We start from the raw sequence: 21568 nt of genomic DNA, 5'->3' as shown, positions 1-21568 counted from the left end.
GTGCTATTTCGCCACCGCCAACCGGAATTCCTGCCTGTCCCGGCCGGCCTAAGAGGCCAAAAAAAGGCCCGGCAGAGCCGGACCCCTTAATTGCCTTAAGCCTTATTGCCTTAAACTTTACTGCCTTAAATCTATTATGCGCCGGGCCTTGCCTTCGCTGCGCTCAATGGAGTGGGGTTCTACCAGCCGCACCCGGGCTTTAAGCTGGAGGATAGTATGAAGCCGCTCAACCACCTTCTCCTCCAGTTCTTCCAGCTCCCGGAAGCGGTCGGTAAAGAAGCGTTCATCCACCTCCACCCTCACTTCCAACTCATCCAAAAAGCCGCGGCGCGATACCACCAGCTGATAATGGGGTGCCACCCCTTCGATATCCATCAAAACGCTTTCTACCTGGGAGGGGAAGACGTTGATGCCCCGGATGATAAGCATATCATCGGTCCGGCCCTGGATCTTGCCCAGGCGGGCTGAGGTACGCCCGCAACGGCACGGTTCGTAATTAATGGAGGAAATATCCCGCGTGCGGTAGCGCAGGACCGGTACCGCTTCTTTCGTCAAGGTGGTGATGACCACTTCCCCGGGCACGCCCGGCGGGCACGGCTCTCCGGTAGCGGGGTCCAGTATCTCCACCAGGAAATGATCCTCGGCAATATGCTGGCCGTCCTGGTACTGGCACTCGCCGGAAACTCCCGGGCCCATCACCTCCGACAGCCCGTAATTATCCGTGGCCAGCATACCCCAGCGGCGCTCGATCTCCCGCAGCATTTCCCGGCTGGAGGCCTCGCCCCCGAAAAGCCCGAGGCGGACGGGGAGGGAGCGCGGATCTATTCCTTCCTCCTCGGCCACCTCCGCCAGGTGGAGTACGTAGGAGGGGGTGCCGACCAGGACGGTGGTGCCGAAGTCCTGCATGAGCATGATGTGCCTCTTGGAATTGCCCGCCGCCGCGGGAACCACGGTGGCTCCCACCCTCTCCAGGCCGTAATGGAGCCCGAAGCCCCCGGTGAAAAGGCCGTAGCTAAACACCACCTGAGCCACATCGCCCTCTTCTACACCGGCACAGGTCACCATACGGGCCACCACTTCCGTCCACGTCTCCATATCCCGACGGGTGTAACCCACCACCACCGGCTTCCCGGTGGTACCGGAAGAGGCATGCAGGCGCACTACCTCCTTCAGGGGAACGGCGAAAAGACCGAAGGGATAATGGCGGCGAAAATCCTCTTTAGTGGTCATGGGCAAAAGGCGGACGTCGTCCAGGGTGCGGATGTCGCTGGGACGCAGGCCCCTTTCGTCCATGGCCTGCCGGTAAAAGGGAACGCGTTCGTAAACATACTGTACCAGGGCTTGGAGCCGCTCCAGCTGCAAAGCCCTGATCTCCTCCCGGGGGCGGCACTCATTAGTTGGATCCCAGATCATAGCTATCCTTCCTTAAAGCATAAATTCTACCAGCACATATTATGTTAATCTAAACTGGCCGAAGGGCTGCGGGCCAGCTCCCCAAGGGCGGCGAAAGGCCCGCCGGGTTCTTCCCCGAAAACCTGCTGCAAGTGTTCCCGGGAAAAGGCGGGAGTCAGCAGGCTCACCAGGGGAACCACGGCCAGGGGAACGATTATGGCCAAGGAACCGATAAGGGGGATGAGACCGCCGTCCAGGCGATAGTAAAAGGACAGCCCCAGGGAAAGGGCCACTCCCGTTAGCATTCCCGCCCAGGCGCCCGCCTTGGTGGTCCGGCGCCAGTAGAGGCCGTAAAGGTAGGGCGCCAGGAAGCCCCCGGCCACCGTACCCCAGGAAAGGGACATAAGCACCAGGATGATGGTGGGTTTTAAGGCGATATATACGGATAGCCCGATAAAGATGACGCATAAAAAGCGGAGCCAGAAAAGCACCGCTCTCCGCGAAATTTGCGGCGCCACTCCCTGGAGCAGATCTATGGCCACGGCCGAGCTGGAGACCAATACCAGGGAAGCCAGGGTGGACATGGAAGCGGCCAAAACTAGGAGAAGGAGGATGATACCTACGCCAGCCGGCAAGAACCGGTCAACAATTAAGGGCATAATCAGGTCCGGGTTGGGGGTCCCGTTCAAAAGGGGCATCTGGTTATTAAAGAACAGGCGGCCAAAGGCGCCGGAAAAATAAGCGCCGAAAGCAATAACCAGGGCAAAGAGGGTGGAAACGATGGTGGCCGGCCAGATGGAGCGCTCATCCTTGATAGCGTAAAACTTCTGGACCATTTGGGGAAGCCCCCAGGGCCCCAGGCTGGTCAGGATAACGAGGGAGAGCAGGGACATCCAGTCGGGTCCCACGGGGGAGGCCAGCAGGGGGTTAATGGCCCGTAGACTTTCGATCCCCTGCCTCAAGCCCCCCACCGGTTCGCTGGTAACCACGTAAAAAATAAGCAGGGCCACTCCCACCAGCATTATCAGGCCTTGGATAAAGTCGGTAAGGGTAACGGCAAAGTAGCCGCCCAGGACGAGGTAGAGGGCGGTGAGCCCGGCCATCAAAAATAGGGCCAGGTGAAAGTCTAGGTGAAAGACTTGCTCGAAAAGGTAGCTTAGTCCCAGGTAGACCGAAGCGGAATAAGGGACCAAAAAAATAAAGATGAGAAACGCCGCGGCCGTTCTTAAGGCCGGGCTATCATAACGGGCGGCCAAAAACTCCGGCATGGTCATGGCGTTAAGCCGTACCGTCATGGCCCGTGTAGGCCGCGCCAGTACCTTCCAGGCGAGAAAAGTCCCCACCAGGGCATTGCCCAGGGCGATCCACAAACCCGACAGTCCGAAAGTCCATCCTACCTTGCCTGCGTAGCCGATGAAAATGACGGCCGAAAAATAAGTGGTGCCGTAGGCGAAGGCCGAAACCCAGGGGCCGATGGCGCGATTGCCCAAAAAAAAGCCTCCGACATCGCGGGAGCGCTTCAGACTAAAAAAGCCTATCAGCACCATGGTGGCAATATAGAGGCCTAAAATTACGAATTTCATCCTGCCGTCCTCCCGTCCTGAAATCCCTTGTCAACAACTTAACATATTCCACATGGTAGCTCAAAATCCTGCTGCTGCATGATATTTTGGCCTCAACCTAGCCCCCTTTAAGTTTCGGCGGCCAGCAGGGCGGCACCCAGGGCCCCCATGATCTGGGGTTCTTCCGGCAGGCGCAGGGAAGTGGCCAATCTCTCTTCCAGGCTCCTAACCACCCCCAGGTTCTTGGCCACCCCGCCGGTCATAGCCACGGGTTCCTGCCATCCTACCCTCTCGGCCATGGACGCCACCCTTTCGGCTACCGCCTCGTGCAATCCCCGGATGATTTCCTCTACCGGCCTGCCCTCAGCCAAAAGGGACACCACTTCGGATTCGGCGAAGACCGTACAGGTATTGCTTATGGCCGCTCCCCTGCGGGCCTTTAGGGAAAGTTCCCCCATCTCTTCGATGTCCACCTCCAGGGCCCGGGCCATAACCTCTAAGAAGCGCCCGGTCCCGGCCGCACACTTCTCATTCATCACAAAGTCCATGACTTTACCGCCCGGTCCCAACCGTATAACCTTGCTATCCTGCCCTCCAATGTCTATGACCGTGGCCGTATCCGGCCATAAATGATAAACGCCGCGGGCGTGGCAGGTTATCTCCGTCACCCGGCGGTGGGCAAAGGGTACGCTTATGCGACCGTAACCGGTGGCTACGATACTGCGAACTTCGCTCCTCTCTAAGCCGGCCCTGGCCAGGGCTTCTTCCAGGGCCCTCTCGGCCACCGGGGCCCCTCCCCGGCCTGTCGGCAGCACGGCAAAGGATATGAGCTGCCCCTCCCTGACGATGGCCGCCTTGGTGGAAAGGGAACCCAGGTCCAGTCCTGCCGTAACAGTCACCCGCACCTCACCTCCCCAAATTTTCCCGCGAAGCCCGCCGGCCGCGGCCGGGAATTTTATGTCAACAATTCCAGGAACCCTTCCAGCCGGGTGCGCACGGCCCCCGGAGCATATTTCTGTCGGTCCACACAGTCGCCGTCCAAATTTAGAAAAGCGATACCCTGTTCCCGGAGGGCCTGCTGCAGGAGGGCCACTCCCGCCGTGCTCTGGCGACAACCCCAGTGGGCGAAGTGGACAACCCCCTGTGTCCTAAAATCTTCCACCATCTGCATGAGCGCCCCGATGCGCCGTTCCAGGGGACCCAGCCCGTGATGGCTCAGCACTTTACGGGCCAGGCTGAAGAAGGGATGTCGGGGATCCAGTTCCTCCCAGTAAACGTGGTTCATCTCTTCAAAGACCACCACCGCACCGCCCTCACGTTCCAGTATTTTAAAGATATCGTTGGCATAATAGGGCCGCAGGTGGAGCCACAGGAGGCGGACCTTTTCCCGGGGGACCGCCCAATCGCCCTGCTCCCGGCGGTACCTTAATTCTTCATACCACTTATCGTATACCCCCGCCGCCCACGGGGAGCCGAAGCTGGTTAACATAAGATAAAGAAAGCCATGGGCCTCTTCCCCCCGGATGACGGCCGGGGCCTCCCGGCGCAGCCGGGAAACGCGCAGCAGGCCTTCCCGGGCTTCGTTGGACCGGCGCAGGGCCGCCTCCAGCCTTGCCATATCGGGCTTGAGGCCCAGCTCCTCGGCCAGGGAAAAAAATATCCCCTTCAGCTGGCGGGCCACATAATGGGCTTCCGATACCCCGGCCCGCCGGGGGACGTCCACCAGGTGGAAGGGCCGCTCGTGGCGGGCAGCGGTCAGGGCCAGGGACTGGGGAGCTATATCACACAGGTGGGAAGTACAGACCACCGCATCCGGCCGGGGGAAGTAGCCCGCCAGTTCACAGCCCAGGGCCAGCCGGTGAAAGGAACACCCGTCGCTTCCGAACCAGCGGCCATCGGCCGCCCGGAAGGCTTCGTCGACCAAACCCAGGCCTACGGCCACCGCCGCGGCCGCTTCCGGCGCAAAGGGTACGACTCCAAGGCCGTAGAGCAGCTCGGAGGGGAAAAACACATTATGCCATACCACCGGTCCGCGCCGCAAGAAGGCATCGGCCGCCTGGTCGATGGCCTTAAGGGCCAGCCGGTGCGAGGCCTCCCAGGGGAAGGCGCGTTTCTGGGCGGAGATGATTTGTCTTACCAGCTTAACCACCAGAGGTGAATGCAGGGCCCTGCGCTTTAAGGGCTCTGCCAGGACCGAGCGCAGCTTCGGGTAAAGGTCCAATTCTTCTACACCTCACAGCATCTCCCGCAGGGCTTCAAGGCGGGTAGCCCACTGGCCCCGGTTGCCACCGGCGTAATCCCCTTCCAGCTTGAGCACGGGGATGCCCATCCCTTCCAATTCATCCTTTACCAGGGTAAAATCCACCATGGCCAGGTCGCAGAACTTCATGGCATGGTAAACCGCGCCCTGAACCTCATAGGTCTTCACAACCTCCCGCAAATAGATCCTCCGCCGGTCCCTATCGGCAACCATGCGCGGGCAGGGCGGCTTGTACAGGTACCGTTGCGCCAGGTAGAGGTAGGGGTCTCCACCCGACCTTTCACCCGCTCCGGTGACGTTTCTCTCCCCCACCAGCCGCCCGCCATTGCAGGCATCCTCGTAGACCACGGACATCCCTGCCTCCTCTACCATGTCCCGGAGGACGTCGGGCAAGACACTGCCGACCAGGAGCAGGCGCGGCCGGGAAGTCTTCCGTCCCGGGGAAAGGCCATTCCGTTCCCGCCCTCGCTCCCCCCGAGACCCGTCCTGCCGGGGTCCGTGGCTTTCTTCCTCCAGGGCCCGCCATAAAGCCTCTTCTTCCAGGGGACGGCTAAAAGAGGCGGACAACTCCCCTCCCAGTTCCTTGAGGCGCCGGGCCCAGTAGTTCACTGCCAAGGAGTCCGCTCGCCGGGGCACATCCAGAATCCACACCCGGGGCGTTAGCTTCAGGGAACGCCAGATATTGCTCAGATGGATCATGGCGTTACAGGAGGCCACAAAAAGAATACCGGCCGGGGCGGGAAATTCTCCGGCCAGGGCGGTCTCCAGGATGGCTTTAACATAGGGGCATAGATTACCTGTAAAGTAGGCGTCGGCCCTCGGCGTTTTGCCCGGCGGGGGCAACAAGCGCAGGGGTGTTAACCCCAGAGCCCGGATCAGTTCCACCGGGGTGTAGCTGCAAAACCAGCCGATTAATTCCTTCCTCGCTTCGCCCATAAAAGATTGCCTGCTGCCAGCCTCCCGTTTATAATGCGGTAATTAACCACCCATGAGGTCCAAGGTAGATTATACCATACCGTAAACAGTTTACGAAAGCTGCCTGACTGCCCATGCCGTGCGTTATTTGACACCGGTAAGCGATTGTAATATCTTTTACAGTGCACCATTTACAGCACACCAAATCATCTTAGGAAAGGAATGTCGACATGGCTAAAACCACTTTCTCGGCGACCGTCCGCTGGTCCGGTCAAGGACTTTATTGCGAGGGGGAAGCGCGGGGATTCAAGGTGGCCGTAGACGAGCCCCCAGAGTTGGGAGGTACCGATAAAGCCATGAACCCCGTGGAACTCCTCCTCTGCGCCTTGGGAGGCTGCATGTCCATCTGTGCCGCCGCCTTTGCCCCGGCCTGCCATGTGGAGCTCAAGGATTTCCGGGTGGAGCTGGAAGGCGACCTGGATCCCGACGGGTTCCTGGGGAAAAACCCGGACGTCCGTAAGGGTTACCAGGAGATCAGGTACCGCATTTACATCGAATCCCCATCTCCGGAGCGCAATATTAAGCGGCTCTTGGATTTGATCGAGGAACGCTGCCCGGTATCCGACACCTTGAAGGGCGTCAAGGTTGTTAAGATTCCCGAGGTCGATAAGTAAAGGGCCGGGCTCCCGGGCCGGAGGGATGCAGAAAAGGTCCCTTACGGCCCGGTCCCAGCCTCTTGTTTAGCCGTATCCCACCGACTGGGGGACCACGGCAGTTATCCCCTGCCTCCTATTCTCTTCCTGGGCTCCTCCGCACAATACGCCGGCCGGCCGCTACTCGCGCCTCGCCAGAATACTCCGGGCGCGGGCCAGGGCCTCCCGCACCGCCTCGGGGGCAGGACCTCCGGGCACCTTGCGGCGCTTTACGCAGGCTTCAACCGTCAAGTAATCGGAGATGTCTTCTTCAAAGGCCGGCGAGTATCTCCGGAGCTCTTCCAAGCTCAGGTCGTTGAGGGCGCAGCCCTTATCCAGGCAGTAAAGGACCAGGGATCCCACTATGCGATGGGCCTCCCGGAAAGGTACCCCCTTCATTACCAGGTATTCGGCCACGTCGGTAGCATTACTGAAGCCCTGCCGGGCGGCCTCCCCCAGGCGCTCCTCCTTAAAGCGGGCCGTAGCCAGCAGGGGGGCCATGACGAGGAGGCATCCCTTCAGGGTGTCCACGGTGTCGAAGACGGCCTCTTTATCTTCCTGCAGGTCCTTGTTGTAGGCCAGGGGAAGGCCTTTCAGGACCGTCAAAAGTCCCATGAGGTGGCCGTAAACCCGCCCGGTTTTCCCCCGGACGAGTTCGGCCACATCGGGATTTTTCTTCTGGGGCATCATGCTGGAGCCGGTGCTGTAGGCATCGTCCAGCTCGAGAAACCCGAATTCCTCCGTACACCAGAGGACTATCTCCTCGCCCAAGCGGCTCAAATGCATCATGATGAGGCTGGCAGCGGCCAAAAATTCTACGGCAAAATCCCGGTCGCTCACCGCATCCAGGGAATTGGCGGAAATATCCTTAAACCCCAACTCCGTGGCCACCAGCCGGCGGTCTATGGGCAGAGTAGTGCCCGCCAGGGCGCCCGAGCCCAGGGGGCATACATCCAGCCGCTTCAGGCAGTCCTCCAGGCGACCCTGGTCGCGCTCAAACATTTCAAAATAGGCCAAGAGATGATGGGCCAGGGTGACCGGCTGGGCCTTCTGCAGGTGGGTGTAACCGGGCATCAAGGTAAAAAGGTGTTTCTCCGCCAGATCCACCAGGACCTCCTGCAGCCGGGCCAGGAGGCGGGATATTTCCCGGATCTCATCTTTGAGATAGAGGCGCAGGTCCAGGGCCACCTGGTCGTTGCGGCTGCGGGCGGTGTGGAGCTTCTTGCCGGCTTCCCCGATTTTCTCCGTGAGGAGCTTCTCAATGTTCATATGGATGTCTTCCGCGCCGACCTCGAAGGATGCCCGGCCGGCCTCGATATCGGCCAGGAGCTCCTCCAGGCCGCGGACTATTTCCCCGGCTTCCTCGGGGCTGATGAGCCCCACCGCAGCCAGCATGCGGGCGTGGGCCATGGAACCCCTTATATCCTGGCGGTAAAGGCGCCGATCAAAAGAAAGGGAGGAATGAAAATCCTCCACCAGCCTGTCGGTTTCTTTGCGAAAACGGCCGCCCCAGAGCTTCATCCCTTCCTCAGCCCCGTCCTGGCCTCCATCATAGCCCTAACTTTAAGGGGCAGTCCGAAGAGGTTGATAAACCCGGTAGCATCCTTGTGGTCGTAGTCCCCGCCGGCGCCAAAGGTCACCAGTTCTTCACTGTAAATTGAGTAGGGCGACCTTACTCCCGCCGGGGTGCAGTTGCCTTTATAGAGTTTAAGGCGCACGGTGCCCGTTACCGTCTCCTGGGTGCTGTCCACAAAGGCATCGAGGGCTTTCTTGAGGGGGGAATACCAGTTCCCGTCGTAGACCAGTTCGGCGTACTTGGCGGCCACTATTTCTTTAAAATGCATGGTCATGCGGTCCAGGGTCAGGTGCTCCAGTTCCCGGTGGGCGGTATAGAGGACGGTGCCGCCGGGGCACTCGTAGACCCCGCGGGATTTCAGTCCCACCAGCCGGTTTTCTACTATGTCCACGATGCCCACGCCGTTGGCCGCCGCCACCTCATTGAGTTTTTCCACCAGGGAAACGGGGTCCAGCCGCTCTCCGTCCACGGCCACCGGCACCCCTTTTTCAAAATCAACGGTAACGTAGGTGGGCTTATCCGGAGCCTTCTCCGGCGGTGTGATGATGAAATACAGGTCTTCCCCGGGCTCGTTCCAGGGGTCTTCCAGGTCGGCGCCCTCGTGGCTCAAGTGCCACAGGTTCCGGTCCATGCTGTAAGGCCGATCTTTCCCCACCGGCACCGGGATGCCCCGGGCCTGAGCATAATCAATGGCTTCCTCCCGGGACCGTATGGACCAGACGCGCCAGGGAGCAATTACCTTGAGTTCCGGCTTCAGGGCTTTGATGGCGAGCTCAAACCGCACCTGGTCATTGCCCTTGCCCGTGGCCCCATGGGCCACAGCCGTGGCCCCTTCCTTTTCCGCCACCTCCACCAGGCACTTGGCTATGAGGGGCCGGGCAAAGGAAGTGCCCAGGAGGTATTTCCCTTCGTATACGGCCCCGGCCTTCAAAGTGGGCCAGATAAAATCTACTACAAACTCCCGTTTCTTATCCAGTATGTAGACTTTGCTGGCCCCGCTCTTCAAGGCCTTTTCCTCCAGGGGTGCCAGCTCTTCGCCCTGTCCCAGGTCTACGGCCACGGCGATGACTTCATAGCGGTAAGTTTCCTTGAGCCAGGGGATAATGATGGAAGTATCCAGGCCGCCGGAATAGGCGAGCACTACCTTCTCTGCCACTACAGCATCCTCCCTCGTTTTTTGGTATAAGCTTTAGCCCATCCTGCCCCTACAATCCGGAGGCTCCATCCTCCCTCGCCAGACCGGCTTCTGCTCCGGCCGCGCGGGAGGAATCCGGTCGCCAGAACCGGCCGGTAATGGAAGATTAAGCCGTTAGAGCAAGGCCGCCAGGATGGCCTTATGGGCATGGAGGCGGTTTTCCGCCTGGTCCCACACCGCCGACTGGGGACCGTCTATGACTTCGTCGGTAATCTCTTCTCCCCGGTGGGCCGGCAGACAGTGGAGGACCATGGCTTCCGGTTGGGCCAATTTAAGTATCTCGGCATTTAACTGGAAGCCGCGGAAGGCCTGGCGCCGTTTTTCGGCCTCCCCCTCCTGGCCCATACTGGCCCACACGTCCGTATAGAGGATGTCGGCCCCCACGGCCGCCTCCCGAGGATCGTTGGTCACCGCAATGTTGCTCCCGTTGTCGGCGGCCATGCGCCTGGCTTCTTCCACCACCTGGGGCAGGGGTTCGTAGCCCGCGGGGCAGGCGATGGTAACATTAATACCCACCCGGGCCCCGCCGTACATGAGGGAATGGGCCACATTGTTGCCGTCGCCGATGAAGGTCAGGTTTAACCCCTGGAGGGTCCCCTTCCATTCCCTGATGGTAAGCAGGTCGGCCAGGACCTGGCTCGGGTGGAGAAAATCCGTTAGGCCGTTGATGACCGGGATAGTGGCAAAACGGGCCAGCTCCTCTACCTCTTCGTGGGAATAGGTGCGGATCATGATGCCGTCCAGGTACCGGGACAGCACCCTGGCCGTGTCGCCGATGGTCTCTCCCCGGCCCAGCTGGAGATCGTTCCTGCTGAGGTAAAGGGCATAACCGCCCAGCTGGTACATGGCCACCTCAAAGGCCACCCGGGTGCGGGTGGAGGGCTTGGTAAAAATCATGCCCAGAGTCTTACCGGCCAGCAGGGGATGGGGCTCGCCCCGCTTTTGCTTACCCTTTAGGTCGGCCGCCAGGTCGAGAAGGTAGATGATTTCTTCGCGGGTGAAATGTTTTAAAGAAAGAAAATCGCGCCCCTTCAGGGGGGAGGCCGCCTCTGTCACCTCTACCGCTCCCTTCCTCGAAGTATCTGTCGAGACTATTTTACTCGTCTTACTGCCGCCTTGACAACCTACAGCCGTGGCCGGCCCCAGCGAAAACCCGGCGGGCTGCCGAAGGCGTCCCTCGCCTCCCGTCCCTTACGGGCCCTGAAGGAATTCCTTCATAACGGCTTCCAGGATGGCCAGGGCGGCGTCAATCTCTTCTTTTTTAACCGTCAGGGGAGGCAGGAAGCGCAACACCCGTCCGTGACAGGAGTTGATCAGCAGACCCCGTTCCAGGCAGGCCCCGGCTATTGCGTCGGCGGGGCCCTCGATTTCCATGCCCACCATAAGGCCCCGACCCCTTATATCCACTACCTGAGAGAAGGCAGAAGCCAGGGATTTCAGCCGCGTTATTAAGTATTCCCCCTGTTGGGCCGCGTTTTCCACCAGCCCCTCCTCCAGGAGGGCCTCCAAGGCGGCCACCCCGGCCGCCGCCGCCAGGGGATTGCCGCCGAAGGTGGAGGCGTGATCGCCCGGAGCGAAGGCTGCGGCCACTTCTTCCCGGGCGAGCATGGCGCCGATGGGCACTCCGCCGGCCAGGGCCTTGGCCAGGGTCATGATGTCCGGCTGCACGCCGTAATACTGGTAGGCAAAGAGGTAGCCGGTTCGGCCCAGGCCGCACTGGACCTCGTCAAAGATCAGGAGCAGTCCTTCTTTACGGCACAATTCGGCCACCGCCCGCAGGTACTGGGGGTCCGCCGGGTACACCCCCCCTTCGCCCTGTACCGGCTCCAGCATGACGGCACAGGTTTGGGCATTAACGGCCTCCCGCAGGGCTTGCAGATCGTTAAAGGGTACATAGCGGAAGCCGGAGGGAAGGGGCTCAAATCCCCGCTGGAATTTCTCCTGTCCCGTAGCCGTAAGGGTGGCCAGGGTCCGGCCGTGAAAAGAGCGGCGCATAGTTATGATCTCGTAACAGTCCTCTCCCCTGTGCAGCTTGGCATACTTGCGGGCGAGCTTAATGGCCGCCTCGTTGGCCTCAGCCCCGCTATTGCAGAAGAAAACCTTATCCAGATCCGAGTTTTCCACCAGGAGCCGAGCCAGCTTCACCTGGGGTTCGATCCAGTAGAGGTTGGAGCAATGCAAAAGCCTTCCCGCCTGCTCCCGTACAGCCGCCACCACCCGGGGGTGGCAGTGCCCCAAGGAATTCACCGCTAGCCCGCCTACAAAATCAAGGTACTCGCGGCCGTCGGCATCCCATACTCTGACTCCCTCGCCCCGCACCAGGGCCACCGGGTACCGGCTGTAGGTGTGCATCACGTACTGCTGGCCCAGGGCCATAATCTCAGCATTGTTCACGGGCGACACTCCCCTAAGGCAGACTTTGCATGAGACCCTTCCCGGGTCCGCGCCACGAAGGTATACCGCGGGTCAACGCAACGGTGGGGCTACCTAGGAAACCACCATGGTGCCTATCCCTTTATCTGTAAAGATTTCCAGCAGTATGGCATGGGGCAGGCGGCCGTCTATAATGTGGGTGGTGGCCACACCGCCTTCCAGCGCCCGCACGCAGCACTGCACCTTGGGGATCATCCCCCCGGAAATGGTACCGGCTTCGATGAGTTCCGGCACCCTGGCCACCTCCACGGTGGGGATGAGGGAAGAGGGGTCGCGGGGGTCGGCCAGGATCCCTTCTACGTCGGTGAGCAGCACCAGCTTGTGGGCCTTCAGGGCTATGGCCAGCTCACCGGCTACATAATCAGCATTGATGTTGTAGCTTTCCCCCTCCGCTCCGACACCTACGGGGGCCACCACCGGTATATACCCCTCGGCAATCACCGTTTCGATGATATCGGGGTTGATCCGCTTCACCCTGCCGACAAAGCCCAGGTCCTGACCACCGTCGTCCTGTTTGGCCGCTTCGATGAGGTTGCCGTCCTTGCCGCACAGGCCTATGGCTTTGCCCCCAATGCGGTTGAGCTGGGCCACGATTTCCTTATTCACCTTGCCTGCCAGGACCATCTCCACAATTTCCATGGTTTCCGCATCGGTCACCCGCTGGCCCTGGACGAATTCGGACTTTTTCCCCAGGCGCTCCAGCATATGGGTGATCTCCGGGCCCCCGCCGTGCACCAGGACCGGCCTCATGCCCACCAGGTGCATGAGGACCACATCCTGCATGACTGCCTGTTTCAGCTCGCAGTTTAACATGGCGTGGCCGCCGTACTTTATAACTACCGTCTGGCCGTAAAATTGGCGAATATAAGGCAGGGCTTCAATGAGGATACCGGTTTTCTCTAAAGGAGAAAGCTCCAAGGCTGAGGCACCTCCCTCCACTCCGCGGTAAGAAGGCTGTAAGGATCAGGTCCGGTAGGAGGCATTGATGGTAACATATTCACATGTCAAATCGCACCCGTAGGCTTCGGCTGCGGCCGAACCCTGGTTAAGATAAACTATGATCTTTACTTCTTCGGCCGCTAGAATATCCCTGGCCTTTCCCTCGCTGAAGGGGAAGGGTCGGCCCCCGGCGGCCAGCTGCTCCCGGCCGGCCGGGCTCTGGATGAAAATATCGACCTTTTCCGGATCCAGCTCGGCTTCGGAATACCCCGCGGCGCAGAGGATGCGGCCCCAATTGGCGTCGGCCCCGTGGACGGCGCTCTTTACCAGGTTGGACCGGGCAATGGCCCGGGCAATGGTGCGAGCGTCCTCCCGGGTCCTGGCACCGTGCACCTCCACTTCTATAAGGCGGGTGGCCCCTTCTCCATCGCGGGCAATGAGCCGGGCCAGGTAGCGGCAGACATACTCCAGGGCGCCGGCAAACAAGGCATACTCCTTGTCGTCCGTCGGCCCGGCACCGGCCTGACCATTAGCCAGGATAACCACCATGTCATTGGTACTGGTGTCGCCGTCCACGGTTACCATATTGAAAGTAGCGTCCACGGCGGCCACCAGGGCCCTCCTCAGGTCGGCCGGGGTCATCTCCACATCCGTGGTGATGAAGGCCAGCATGGTCGCCATGTTGGGATGGATCATGCCCGATCCCTTGGCTACCCCGCCTATGGTTACCTGGCGGCCCCCCAGGTTAAACCGGACGGCTATTTCCTTTACCCGCCGGTCCGTAGTCATGATAGCCTCCGCCGCATCCCGGCTGCCCTCCACCGAGAGGTTGCGGGCCGCCTGGCGGATTCCTGAGGTTACCTTCTCCATGGGCAGGGGTACGCCGATTACCCCGGTAGAGGCCACCACCACTTCCTCGGGCCGGCAGCCTACTTCCCGGGCCGTAACCTCCGCCATACAGCGGGCATCGCGGAGGCCCTCCTCGCCGGTACAGGCATTGGCATTGCCGCTATTTACCACGACGGCCCTGGCATAGCCGCCGGCGAGGTGTTCCCTAGTCACCACCAGGGGCGCCGCCTGCACCTTATTGGTGGTATAGACCGCTGCTGCGGCGGCCAGATTATCGCTTACGATAAGGGCAAGGTCCTTCCTGGCCTTCTTTAACCCGGCATGCACCCCGGCCGCCCGGAAACCCCGGGGTGCCGTTATACCGCCCGGTACCACATCCCACTCCATAAAGTCATCCGGTCCTCCTTCTCCAGAAGCTAAAATAAGGATAAGTTCCTCCCCGGTTCCCGCCGTCGGGCAGCCGCCGAATCCTCTAAGGGCAAAGTCCCGGGTGTTCGAGGCCCGTGGTTTCCGGCCATCCGAACATGAGGTTTAGGTTCTGAACGGCCTGCCCCGAAGCCCCTTTGGTCAAATTATCAATGGCCGAAGCTATAATCACCCTGCGGGTCCGGCGGTCGACCTTCAAGTTTAAATGGCACAAGTTACTGCCGTAAACCCAACGGGTATGGGGCCACTGATCTCGCGGTAGCAGGTGCACGAAGGGCGCCTCCCGGTAAAACTCCTCATAAAGCCGCCGCAGTTCCTCTTCCTCCACCCCTTCTTTTAAGTTGACATAAACAGTACACAGGATGCCCCGGCTCATAGGGAGAAGGTGAGGGGTAAAGGAAATCCGCACCGCTTCTCCCGCCAGGCGGCTCAATTCCTGTTCGATTTCGGGGGTGTGGCGATGGGCGGCCACGCCGTAGGGATGGACGTTCTCATTGCACTCCACAAAAAGGCTGGTGAGCTGAGCCTTGCGGCCGGCTCCAGAAACTCCAGATTTGGCATCGATGATAATGCTGCCGATTTCGGCATAGCCCGACTTCAGCAAGGGCGCCAGGGCCAAGATGGCGCTGGTAGGGTAACATCCAGGGTTGGCCACCACGCGGGCCCCTGCGATTTCCCGGCCGTAGATTTCCGGCAGCCCGTACACCGCCCGGGCCGACAGGGCGGGATTGGGATGCTTTAAGCCGTACCACTCTTCATAAACCCGGGCGTCCCGGAAACGCAAATCGGCTCCCAGGTCGATAACCCTTACCCCGCGCTTCTCCGCCTCTTCGGCCACCACCACGGCATGGCCGTGGGGCAGGGCCAGGAAGACCACCTCCGCCCGGGATAGGGCCTCTACCGGATCCAGGTCCTCGCAGGCGGCCCTGGTAAAACCCCGCAGGGAGGGATACACCCGATCCATATTCTGGCCGGCAAAACTATGGGAGGTAAGGGCCGCGAGTTCGACGTGGGGATGCCTTGCCAGCAGCCGGACGAGCTCCGCCCCCGTATAACCGGTAGCACCGATGACAGCAACTTTGACCAACTGCAACCCTCCTAAAGAGCCGGGTTCCCGGGCCGTAACCTGAGATACCCGGCCTGCCCGGGCTTTAACCTCTGACCAAAAATGCCCGTCTGCCGGAGCACCTCCTGACCGACCCGCGGCAAGCTCTCCGGCCGTCAGGCCGGCCTGCCCCGGCACAAGGTAGGCAGGCCTCCGGGCGCCCCGGTTTTGTATAATTATACATCCTACTTGCATAAAAATGCAAGAGAAATTTTTACCGCCGGAATGACACCGCCTCCTTGCCCACAAAGCCAACTGAGCCGGCCGCTGTCTTTACCCGGTAAAACTCGGCAGCCGCCCCGCCCATGGCATCCCAGACTTCCTCTTCATCAAGAATGGCCAGCCTTTCGCCGGCCGCCAGCTTCTCTAAAGGTACATACCGGTTACCCTGCCTGGCCTGCAGGAAGGTATCCTCTTCCACCACGCCTTCTCCCAGGATCATGGCCTTCCAGCGGGGTTCCCAGCGGTACACCCGGGCCCACGACCGCTCGCGGGTTCCCGTAGGGGAACCGCCGGGCTCCGGCCCCTCCCACAGGACCCGCGTCTCCCGGGTCTTGATGACCAGTCTTCCGTCTTCCCGGGCGAATTCCACTTCCGCCGTGTCCTTTACCCCCTGCCACCCCTCACCCCCACCCAACCACTTCTTCTGCCAGGACTCCTCATTACTTACCACCTTCCGCCAGATCTCCCGGCATGCTCCTTCTTCGTACGTGTACAGGGTGTAAAAGACGGTATAAAAATAGGCGCCGAAACGCTCATCTAAAAGTTCGCGCAACAGGATACCGCAAAGGCCAGGCTCTATCTCCACCACTTTAATCTCCTGTAAGGGCAGGGTGGCGAGGGAGGCCAGAAGTCGCGGCTGCTCTCCGGCCATGGAAAAGATGCCCACGGCACCCCGGTCTTTAGAAAGGCTCGCGCCGACAATGATTTCCCGTCCGGGCTCCGGCGCCACATCTCCCTCCACGCGAAAATGGCCTCCTTCCTCCCTTTCCCCCCGCAGGATCTGCTCCAGGAGCTCCTCCGTGGCCGCCCCTTCGGACGCCATGACAGCCAGGGCCCGGGCCTCGTAGGCCGTGGGCGGTACGAGAAGGGGCGCGCGGACAAAAAAAAGGCCCCCTAGCAAGGCCAGGGCCAGGAAGAGCAGTCCCGCCGCCCGGATCAAACGCCTTTTCGCCATAGGGCTCCCTCCCGTCGGGCCTGCGCCCGTTCTTCTTACTTCAATACTTATTCCGGGGAAAGCCTAAAAAGGATAGGCAAAGGTGGGGGCGGGGGGCCCTTAATCTTCGGAGCAGTATGCGCGAAACTCGGCCTGAATCCGGCTAAGGAGACCCGCGTCCAGCAAGACATCGGCGGCCGTCCAGGCCAGGGCCTGGGCGGCCAGAAGGGCCAGCTCCTTCCCTTCTTCTCCCCGGGCAGCCCGGGCAAATTCCCCGGTATGGGGAATCACCTTGTCCCGGCCCAGGGCCAAATAGGGATGAATGGAAGGGACCACCCGGCTCACGTTGCCCATATCCAGGGAACCTCGGATGCGCCGGGGAGGGGCGAGTTCCGTCACCCCCAGGGCCAGGAGGTTTTCCCTGAAGGCTCCGGCCAGGGCCCTATTGGTGACCATGGCCTCATAGGAAAGCTCATACCGGTGGTAGGTGAAGGTGGCCCCCACGGCCAGGGCCGCCGCCCGGGCACAGTTTTCTACCCGCCGGATCGCTTCCTTCAGGTCCCGCCGGTTTTCGGCCCGGATGTAAAAGCGGGCCACCGCCCGCTCGGGAATGATGTTGGGTGTGACTCCTCCCTCGGTAATAATGCCGTTTATATGCACGTTATTTTTTAGATAGGGCCGGAGGCTGTTAATGAGGTTAAAGAACTGGACAACGGCATCCAGGGCGTTGATGCCCTCCTGGGGTCCGGAAGAGGCATGGGTCGGTCTACCTTTAAAAACAAATTCCAGGGCGTCCAGGGCCAGGGAGGATACCTCCAGTACATTGGCATCCCCCGGATGGAACATGAGGGCCGCATGGACTCCGGCCAGGGCCCCTTCTTCCACCAGGGTTACTTTGCCGCCGTTGCTCTCCTCGGCGGGCGTGCCGAAGACGATGACTTCTCCCGGCAATTCATCCCGGCCGGCCGCAAGGCCCAGAGCTGCCCCCAGCACCCCGGCGGCAATCAAATTATGCCCGCAGGCATGGCCCAGCCCGGGCAGGGCATCGTATTCGGCCAGCAGGGCCACCCGGGGACCCGGTGCCCCGCCCCTCAGAACGGCGCAAAAACCGGTAGGGAGGGCGGGCCATGGCCGGGTAACCTCATAACCGTTGCGGGCCAGGATACGGGTTAACAGGTCCGAAGCGAAAAATTCCTGGTGGCCCACCTCCGGGTGATCGAAAATTTCCTCCGCCACGCGGGCAATTTCTTCCCGGCGCTCCCGGATGGCCCGGGCTATGCGCTCCTTAAGACGGTCTGCCATGGATTATTACCTCTGTACCTCCCGGGCATAATAGATTCGATAAGGATACCATATCGAGGAGGAGACAGCCGCCCATGCCCCTTATAGTTTGTGACTGCCAGTGTAAATTCGGCCGCGATGGCCAGTGCGAACTGGACAAGGCTATGGACTTGGGATTGCCCGCCTTCTGCCCCCGGCGGCCCCTCGAGGCCCCGGGGAACCGCCGGGAGGGATTTCCCTTAGGGTAATTCTACATGATTACCGCCAGCTTCTCGCCGCACCGGCCGCAGGCCCCTTCTCCCGTCAAACCCGCCGGGGAAACCGTATAGCCCCTCCTTCTTATAACCAGGCTGCCGCAGCGGGGACAGTAAGTATTGCTGGCCCGGGGATGCTCTATATTGCCGAGATAAACATAATGTAGACGGGCGCGGGCCATTTCCCAGGCGCGCTCCATGGTCTCCCGGGGAGTGGGCGGCAGATGGAGCTTGTAGTGGGGAAAATAGCGGGAAAAGTGGAGGGGTGTGCTTTCCCCCAGTTCGTCCCTTATGCGTTTCACCAGCTCCTCCAGTTCCCCCAGGTCGTCGTTCATTCCGGTCACCAGGAGGGTGGTCAATTCTATATGGCAGCCGGCCTCCCGCGCCAGGCGGGCCGTCTGCAGTACCGGTTCATAATCGCCACGGATCACCCGGCGGTAAAATTCCTTATTGTATCCCTTAACATCTATGTTCAGGGCATCGATGACCGGCAGCAATTCCCGGAGAGGTTCCGGCCGGATAAACCCGTTGGTCACCAGGACGTTCTTTAAACCCCTTTCCCGGGCCAGCCCGGCCGTATCCAGGACGAATTCAAACCATACCACCGGCTCCGAGTAGGTGTAGGCTATGCCCACCGTATCCAGGTCACGGGCCTTTTCCACCAGCACCTCGGGGGTGAGGGGCACCACTTCCGGCTCACCGTGGGCGATCTCCCAGTTCTGGCAGAACTGGCAGGCGAAATTGCACCCCACGGTCCCCACCGACAGGATGAGGCGGCCGGGATGGAAATGATAGAGGGGTTTCTTTTCGATGGGGTCTACGGCCAGGGAAGAACACAGGCCGTAATTGCGGCTGTACAGGCGGCCTTCCCGGTTTTCCCGCACCCGGCAGAGGCCCCGGCGCCCGGGGGCCAGTATACAAGTGTGGGGGCAGAGGCGGCACTCCACCCTATCCTCGTCTAACTTAACATAATACTTCGCCTCTCGTATGACCCTCACCCCCTTCAGGCACGGTCACGGCGTTCCTGGCGGTATCGGGTTACCCGAAACCTCTCGAGGCGGCAGGGTTCCCCGGGGGCAATGCCGGCCTTGCACTTGGCAATGGCTACCTGCTCCTCCGGAGTGTCCACCCCCTCCAGGTCGGGCAGCAACAAGCCTCTCTTGTAGCCGTGGGAGACAATAACGCCGTAGGTGCGGGGGTCCAGGTCTTTCAGGCCCTTCACCGGTTCGGGTTCCTCCAGGATATCCACGGAATACTCCAGCAAGGGCAGCTCTTCTCTGGTAACCGGCGGGAACCGGGGATCTTCCAGCCCGGCGCTCAGGGCGTTATAGATGATTTCTTCGGCAATGTTAGAGCGGGTAGGACTGATGGTGCCGATACACCCCCGGAGCTCTCCTCCCTTTTTTATGGATACAAAGACTCCGGCCCGGCGGTCCAGACCCGGCGGAGGGGGATCGGGCGCCGGGAGAACTTGTCCCGTCAACAGGTAATGCTCCAGGCTGTCCCTGGCCAGGCGAACGGGCAAGGGAAGCTCCGGTTTTGCCTTATCCTTAAGTAGGCTACGGCCGGGTTCTTCCTTCTCCGGGGTAAGCCTGGCCACCAGATAGCCCACACCAAAGGGGCCCTCATAGGATAAGACCTCCCCCGAAATCCGGTATCCGTCCAGGGCTCCCACGGCCATGATAAAGGAGCGCAGCCCGCATTCTCCGGCCCGCTCGGCCAGGTCTTCCGGCAGGTTCAGCAGGCCCTCCACATCCAGGGCGGCCACCGAATCCCTCAGCCGTTCGTCGAAGACCCTGCCTGCCGGATCGTAGCCGGCGGGCGCTCCCGGGAGGAGGCGGTGGGAGAGATCCCCGCTAGCCAATAGCAACACCTTGCGGCGTCCGGAACGGATGGCCCTTCCCAGGGCGGCTCCAAAGGCGTAAAGCTCCATCCGGTCCAGAAGGGCCATACCCATGGCCACCAGGGGAACCTCTATGCCCGCCTCCCGGAGATAATAGAGGGGGACCATCATGCCGTGGTCCAGCTCTGGGGCCAGGCCGTACCGCCGGCCGGCCTTTTCATCCAACCAGGCCACGGGAATCCCGTCCTCCCGGGCGGCATCGGCTACGGCCCGGGTCAATTCCAAGTCCAGGGGATAGCGGAAGGCGACCTCCCGGGCGCCGAAGGCTCCCAAATGACCCTTTAATTCGGGTACGGCCCACAGCCCCACTGCATCCCGGAAGACCGGGCCGTGGGGGGAAATTATGACCACCGCTTCGGGGCCGCGGGCCGCGAGCTTGGCGGCCAATTCCCTGGCGGACTTAACCGTGGCCGCAACTCCGGCCAGCTCGCCGCGCCCCACTTCCGGTACCATTATGGGCGGGTGGGGGAGGAAGGCGATGTCCAGTAATTGGCCCATGTCCATCATCCCTTTTCTCCTTAGGGTTTCGGGGTCCGGAACTATTCCTTAATATGGCTCAAGACCCCATCTTTAATGTAATGCTTTCAAGCTTAATTTACCACATCGCCGCTCCCTTCGTCAGGGGATTCTGCCCCAGCGCATCCCAGCCTAGGCCTGTTTGGCTTGCGCTCGCTCCAGAAACCCTCGCGGGCCAAACTTTCACTCAGCCTGAAAGCTTGAGGCGGACTTCCCGGCAAATTCGACATCCTGTCTCAGTTGCCGGCCTCGGCCCTCCATGGCCTCGGGTCCGCCTCCGCTTATCATATTCGTGAAGTTTGGCAGCCGCTCGGGTTTAGTCGCTCGCTTTCAAGCCAAGGCAGGCCTCTCCCGTAAAAAGGGGGATAATTTAAGATCCTCCCAGGTAGGAGGCTATGCCCGCATAAATGGCAAAGGCCATCTCTCGCTGGTAGGAAGGATCGGCCAGGAGCTTTTCCTCCTGCGGGTTGGAGAGAAAGCCGACCTCCACGATCACGGCCGGAATTTCTTGCGTGCGTAAAACGAAGGCATCTAAACCCAGGGCTTCCCGGTCGGTGTTCTTGAGGAGGCGGCGTATTTCGGCCTGGATGGCTTCGGCCAGCTTCCTGCCCTCTTGAGAGGCGGGGTCGAAGAATACCTGGGCGCCCCGTTCCCGGTCATCGAAGGCATTGGCATGGACGGATATGAACAGGTCGGCCTTAACCTTCTGGGCCAACCTCACCCGCTCCAACAGGTCGTCTCCGCTCTCCCCTTCCGTCACGCTGTCATCCTGGCGGGTGAGAAACACCCGCGCCCCTCCCTGCTGCAGGAACTCCGCCAGGTGCCGGCTTATGGCCAGAACGACCTCCGATTCGTTGGTGCCGCCGGGTCCCCGGGCTCCCACATCGATGCCGCCATGACCGGGGTCCACCACCACCACCTGGCCGGCCACCGCCCAGGATAGAGCTTCCACGCTTTGGCGCTCTCGGTACGCTCTACCAACATAAACATAAGTTGCAGCCGCGAAAAGTATAAGAGTCAGCAAAATTAGCGCTGCGGCCTTAAGATTTTTGCGTCTCCGGCGACCGGCCATCCCCTTCCAACCCCCTGCCTTATGCATATGAAAGTGGTGAAC

The 21568-nt window shown here is 60.9% G+C and carries 19 protein-coding genes; 2 read left to right on the top strand and 17 right to left on the bottom strand.

Annotated elements, in window-relative coordinates:
- Positions 1-117: 117 nt before the first annotated feature.
- The 5 genes from TAMC210_RS01120 to TAMC210_RS01100 form a co-directional block, all read right to left on the bottom strand.
- Entirely contained in the window at positions 118-1413 is a 1296-nt protein-coding gene (locus tag TAMC210_RS01120; protein ID WP_173296980.1) for a phenylacetate--CoA ligase family protein, read from the bottom strand.
- A gap of 44 nt (positions 1414-1457) precedes the next feature.
- Entirely contained in the window at positions 1458-2975 is a 1518-nt protein-coding gene (locus tag TAMC210_RS01115) for a sodium:solute symporter family transporter (RefSeq protein WP_173296979.1), read from the bottom strand.
- Between the two features lie 107 nt (positions 2976-3082).
- The gene (locus tag TAMC210_RS01110) at positions 3083-3853 is read right to left on the bottom strand and encodes an acyl-CoA dehydratase activase (protein ID WP_173296978.1); all 771 of its coding nucleotides are present in this window, start codon (positions 3851-3853) and stop codon (positions 3083-3085) included.
- A gap of 56 nt (positions 3854-3909) precedes the next feature.
- Complete coding sequence (locus TAMC210_RS01105; protein WP_173296977.1) at positions 3910-5175, bottom strand: 2-hydroxyacyl-CoA dehydratase subunit D; 1266 nt, start codon at positions 5173-5175, stop codon at positions 3910-3912.
- Between the two features lie 12 nt (positions 5176-5187).
- Positions 5188-6150 carry a 2-hydroxyacyl-CoA dehydratase subunit D gene (locus TAMC210_RS01100; RefSeq protein WP_173296976.1) on the bottom strand — a complete coding sequence of 321 codons (963 nt, stop codon included), beginning with the start codon at positions 6148-6150 and terminating at the stop codon, positions 5188-5190.
- A gap of 209 nt (positions 6151-6359) precedes the next feature.
- On the opposite strand from TAMC210_RS01100, the gene TAMC210_RS01095 reads away from it, so the two are divergent.
- A complete protein-coding gene (locus tag TAMC210_RS01095) occupies positions 6360-6803 on the top strand; it encodes an OsmC family protein (protein ID WP_173296975.1) in 444 nt (147 codons plus the stop codon).
- A 159-nt stretch (positions 6804-6962) separates the two neighbouring features.
- On the opposite strand, the gene argH is transcribed toward TAMC210_RS01095, so the two are convergent.
- From argH to TAMC210_RS01050, 9 genes are all read right to left on the bottom strand, one after another.
- Entirely contained in the window at positions 6963-8342 is a 1380-nt protein-coding gene (gene argH, locus TAMC210_RS01090; protein WP_173296974.1) for an argininosuccinate lyase, read from the bottom strand.
- A complete protein-coding gene (locus TAMC210_RS01085; protein ID WP_173296973.1) occupies positions 8339-9553 on the bottom strand; it encodes an argininosuccinate synthase in 1215 nt (404 codons plus the stop codon). Before TAMC210_RS01085 ends, argH begins: the two co-directional genes overlap by 4 nt.
- Positions 9554-9706: 153 nt before the next feature.
- Positions 9707-10648 carry an ornithine carbamoyltransferase gene (gene argF / locus TAMC210_RS01080; protein WP_173296972.1) on the bottom strand — a complete coding sequence of 314 codons (942 nt, stop codon included), beginning with the start codon at positions 10646-10648 and terminating at the stop codon, positions 9707-9709.
- A 135-nt stretch (positions 10649-10783) separates the two neighbouring features.
- Positions 10784-11986: an acetylornithine transaminase gene (locus tag TAMC210_RS01075; RefSeq protein ID WP_173296971.1), complete on the bottom strand. Its 1203-nt coding sequence runs from the start codon at positions 11984-11986 to the stop codon at positions 10784-10786.
- A gap of 93 nt (positions 11987-12079) precedes the next feature.
- The gene (gene argB, locus TAMC210_RS01070) at positions 12080-12943 is read right to left on the bottom strand and encodes an acetylglutamate kinase (RefSeq protein WP_173296970.1); all 864 of its coding nucleotides are present in this window, start codon (positions 12941-12943) and stop codon (positions 12080-12082) included.
- Positions 12944-12988: 45 nt separating this feature from the next.
- On the bottom strand, positions 12989-14200 hold the full coding sequence (gene argJ, locus TAMC210_RS01065) for a bifunctional glutamate N-acetyltransferase/amino-acid acetyltransferase ArgJ (RefSeq protein ID WP_173296969.1): 1212 nt from the start codon (positions 14198-14200) through the stop codon (positions 12989-12991).
- An 85-nt stretch (positions 14201-14285) separates the two neighbouring features.
- On the bottom strand, positions 14286-15326 hold the full coding sequence (argC, locus tag TAMC210_RS01060) for an N-acetyl-gamma-glutamyl-phosphate reductase (protein ID WP_173297504.1): 1041 nt from the start codon (positions 15324-15326) through the stop codon (positions 14286-14288).
- A 232-nt stretch (positions 15327-15558) separates the two neighbouring features.
- Positions 15559-16521, bottom strand: a complete 963-nt coding sequence (locus TAMC210_RS01055) for a hypothetical protein (RefSeq protein ID WP_173296968.1) — start codon at positions 16519-16521, stop codon at positions 15559-15561.
- Positions 16522-16620: 99 nt separating this feature from the next.
- Entirely contained in the window at positions 16621-17802 is a 1182-nt protein-coding gene (locus TAMC210_RS01050; protein WP_173296967.1) for a M20 family metallopeptidase, read from the bottom strand.
- Positions 17803-17876: 74 nt separating this feature from the next.
- Between TAMC210_RS01050 and TAMC210_RS01045 the strand changes: the two genes are divergently transcribed.
- Positions 17877-18029 carry a hypothetical protein gene (locus TAMC210_RS01045; RefSeq protein ID WP_173296966.1) on the top strand — a complete coding sequence of 51 codons (153 nt, stop codon included), beginning with the start codon at positions 17877-17879 and terminating at the stop codon, positions 18027-18029.
- Positions 18030-18031: 2 nt separating this feature from the next.
- Here the strand turns inward: TAMC210_RS01045 and amrS are convergent, their stop codons facing one another.
- From amrS to TAMC210_RS01030, 3 genes are all read right to left on the bottom strand, one after another.
- The gene (gene amrS / locus TAMC210_RS01040) at positions 18032-19033 is read right to left on the bottom strand and encodes an AmmeMemoRadiSam system radical SAM enzyme (RefSeq protein WP_277997655.1); all 1002 of its coding nucleotides are present in this window, start codon (positions 19031-19033) and stop codon (positions 18032-18034) included.
- 5 nt (positions 19034-19038) lie between these two features.
- Positions 19039-20445 carry an AmmeMemoRadiSam system protein A gene (gene amrA, locus TAMC210_RS01035; protein ID WP_254388448.1) on the bottom strand — a complete coding sequence of 469 codons (1407 nt, stop codon included), beginning with the start codon at positions 20443-20445 and terminating at the stop codon, positions 19039-19041.
- A gap of 379 nt (positions 20446-20824) precedes the next feature.
- A complete protein-coding gene (locus TAMC210_RS01030) occupies positions 20825-21526 on the bottom strand; it encodes an N-acetylmuramoyl-L-alanine amidase family protein (RefSeq protein WP_173296965.1) in 702 nt (233 codons plus the stop codon).
- Positions 21527-21568: the final 42 nt, after the last annotated feature.

This window comes from Thermanaeromonas sp. C210 (genome assembly GCF_013167955.1).
GTDB lineage: Bacteria > Bacillota > DSM-521 > Neomoorellales > Neomoorellaceae > UBA12545.
The sequence above is the reverse complement of the archived record's forward strand: the minus strand, read 5'-3'. Positions and strand labels throughout refer to the sequence as shown.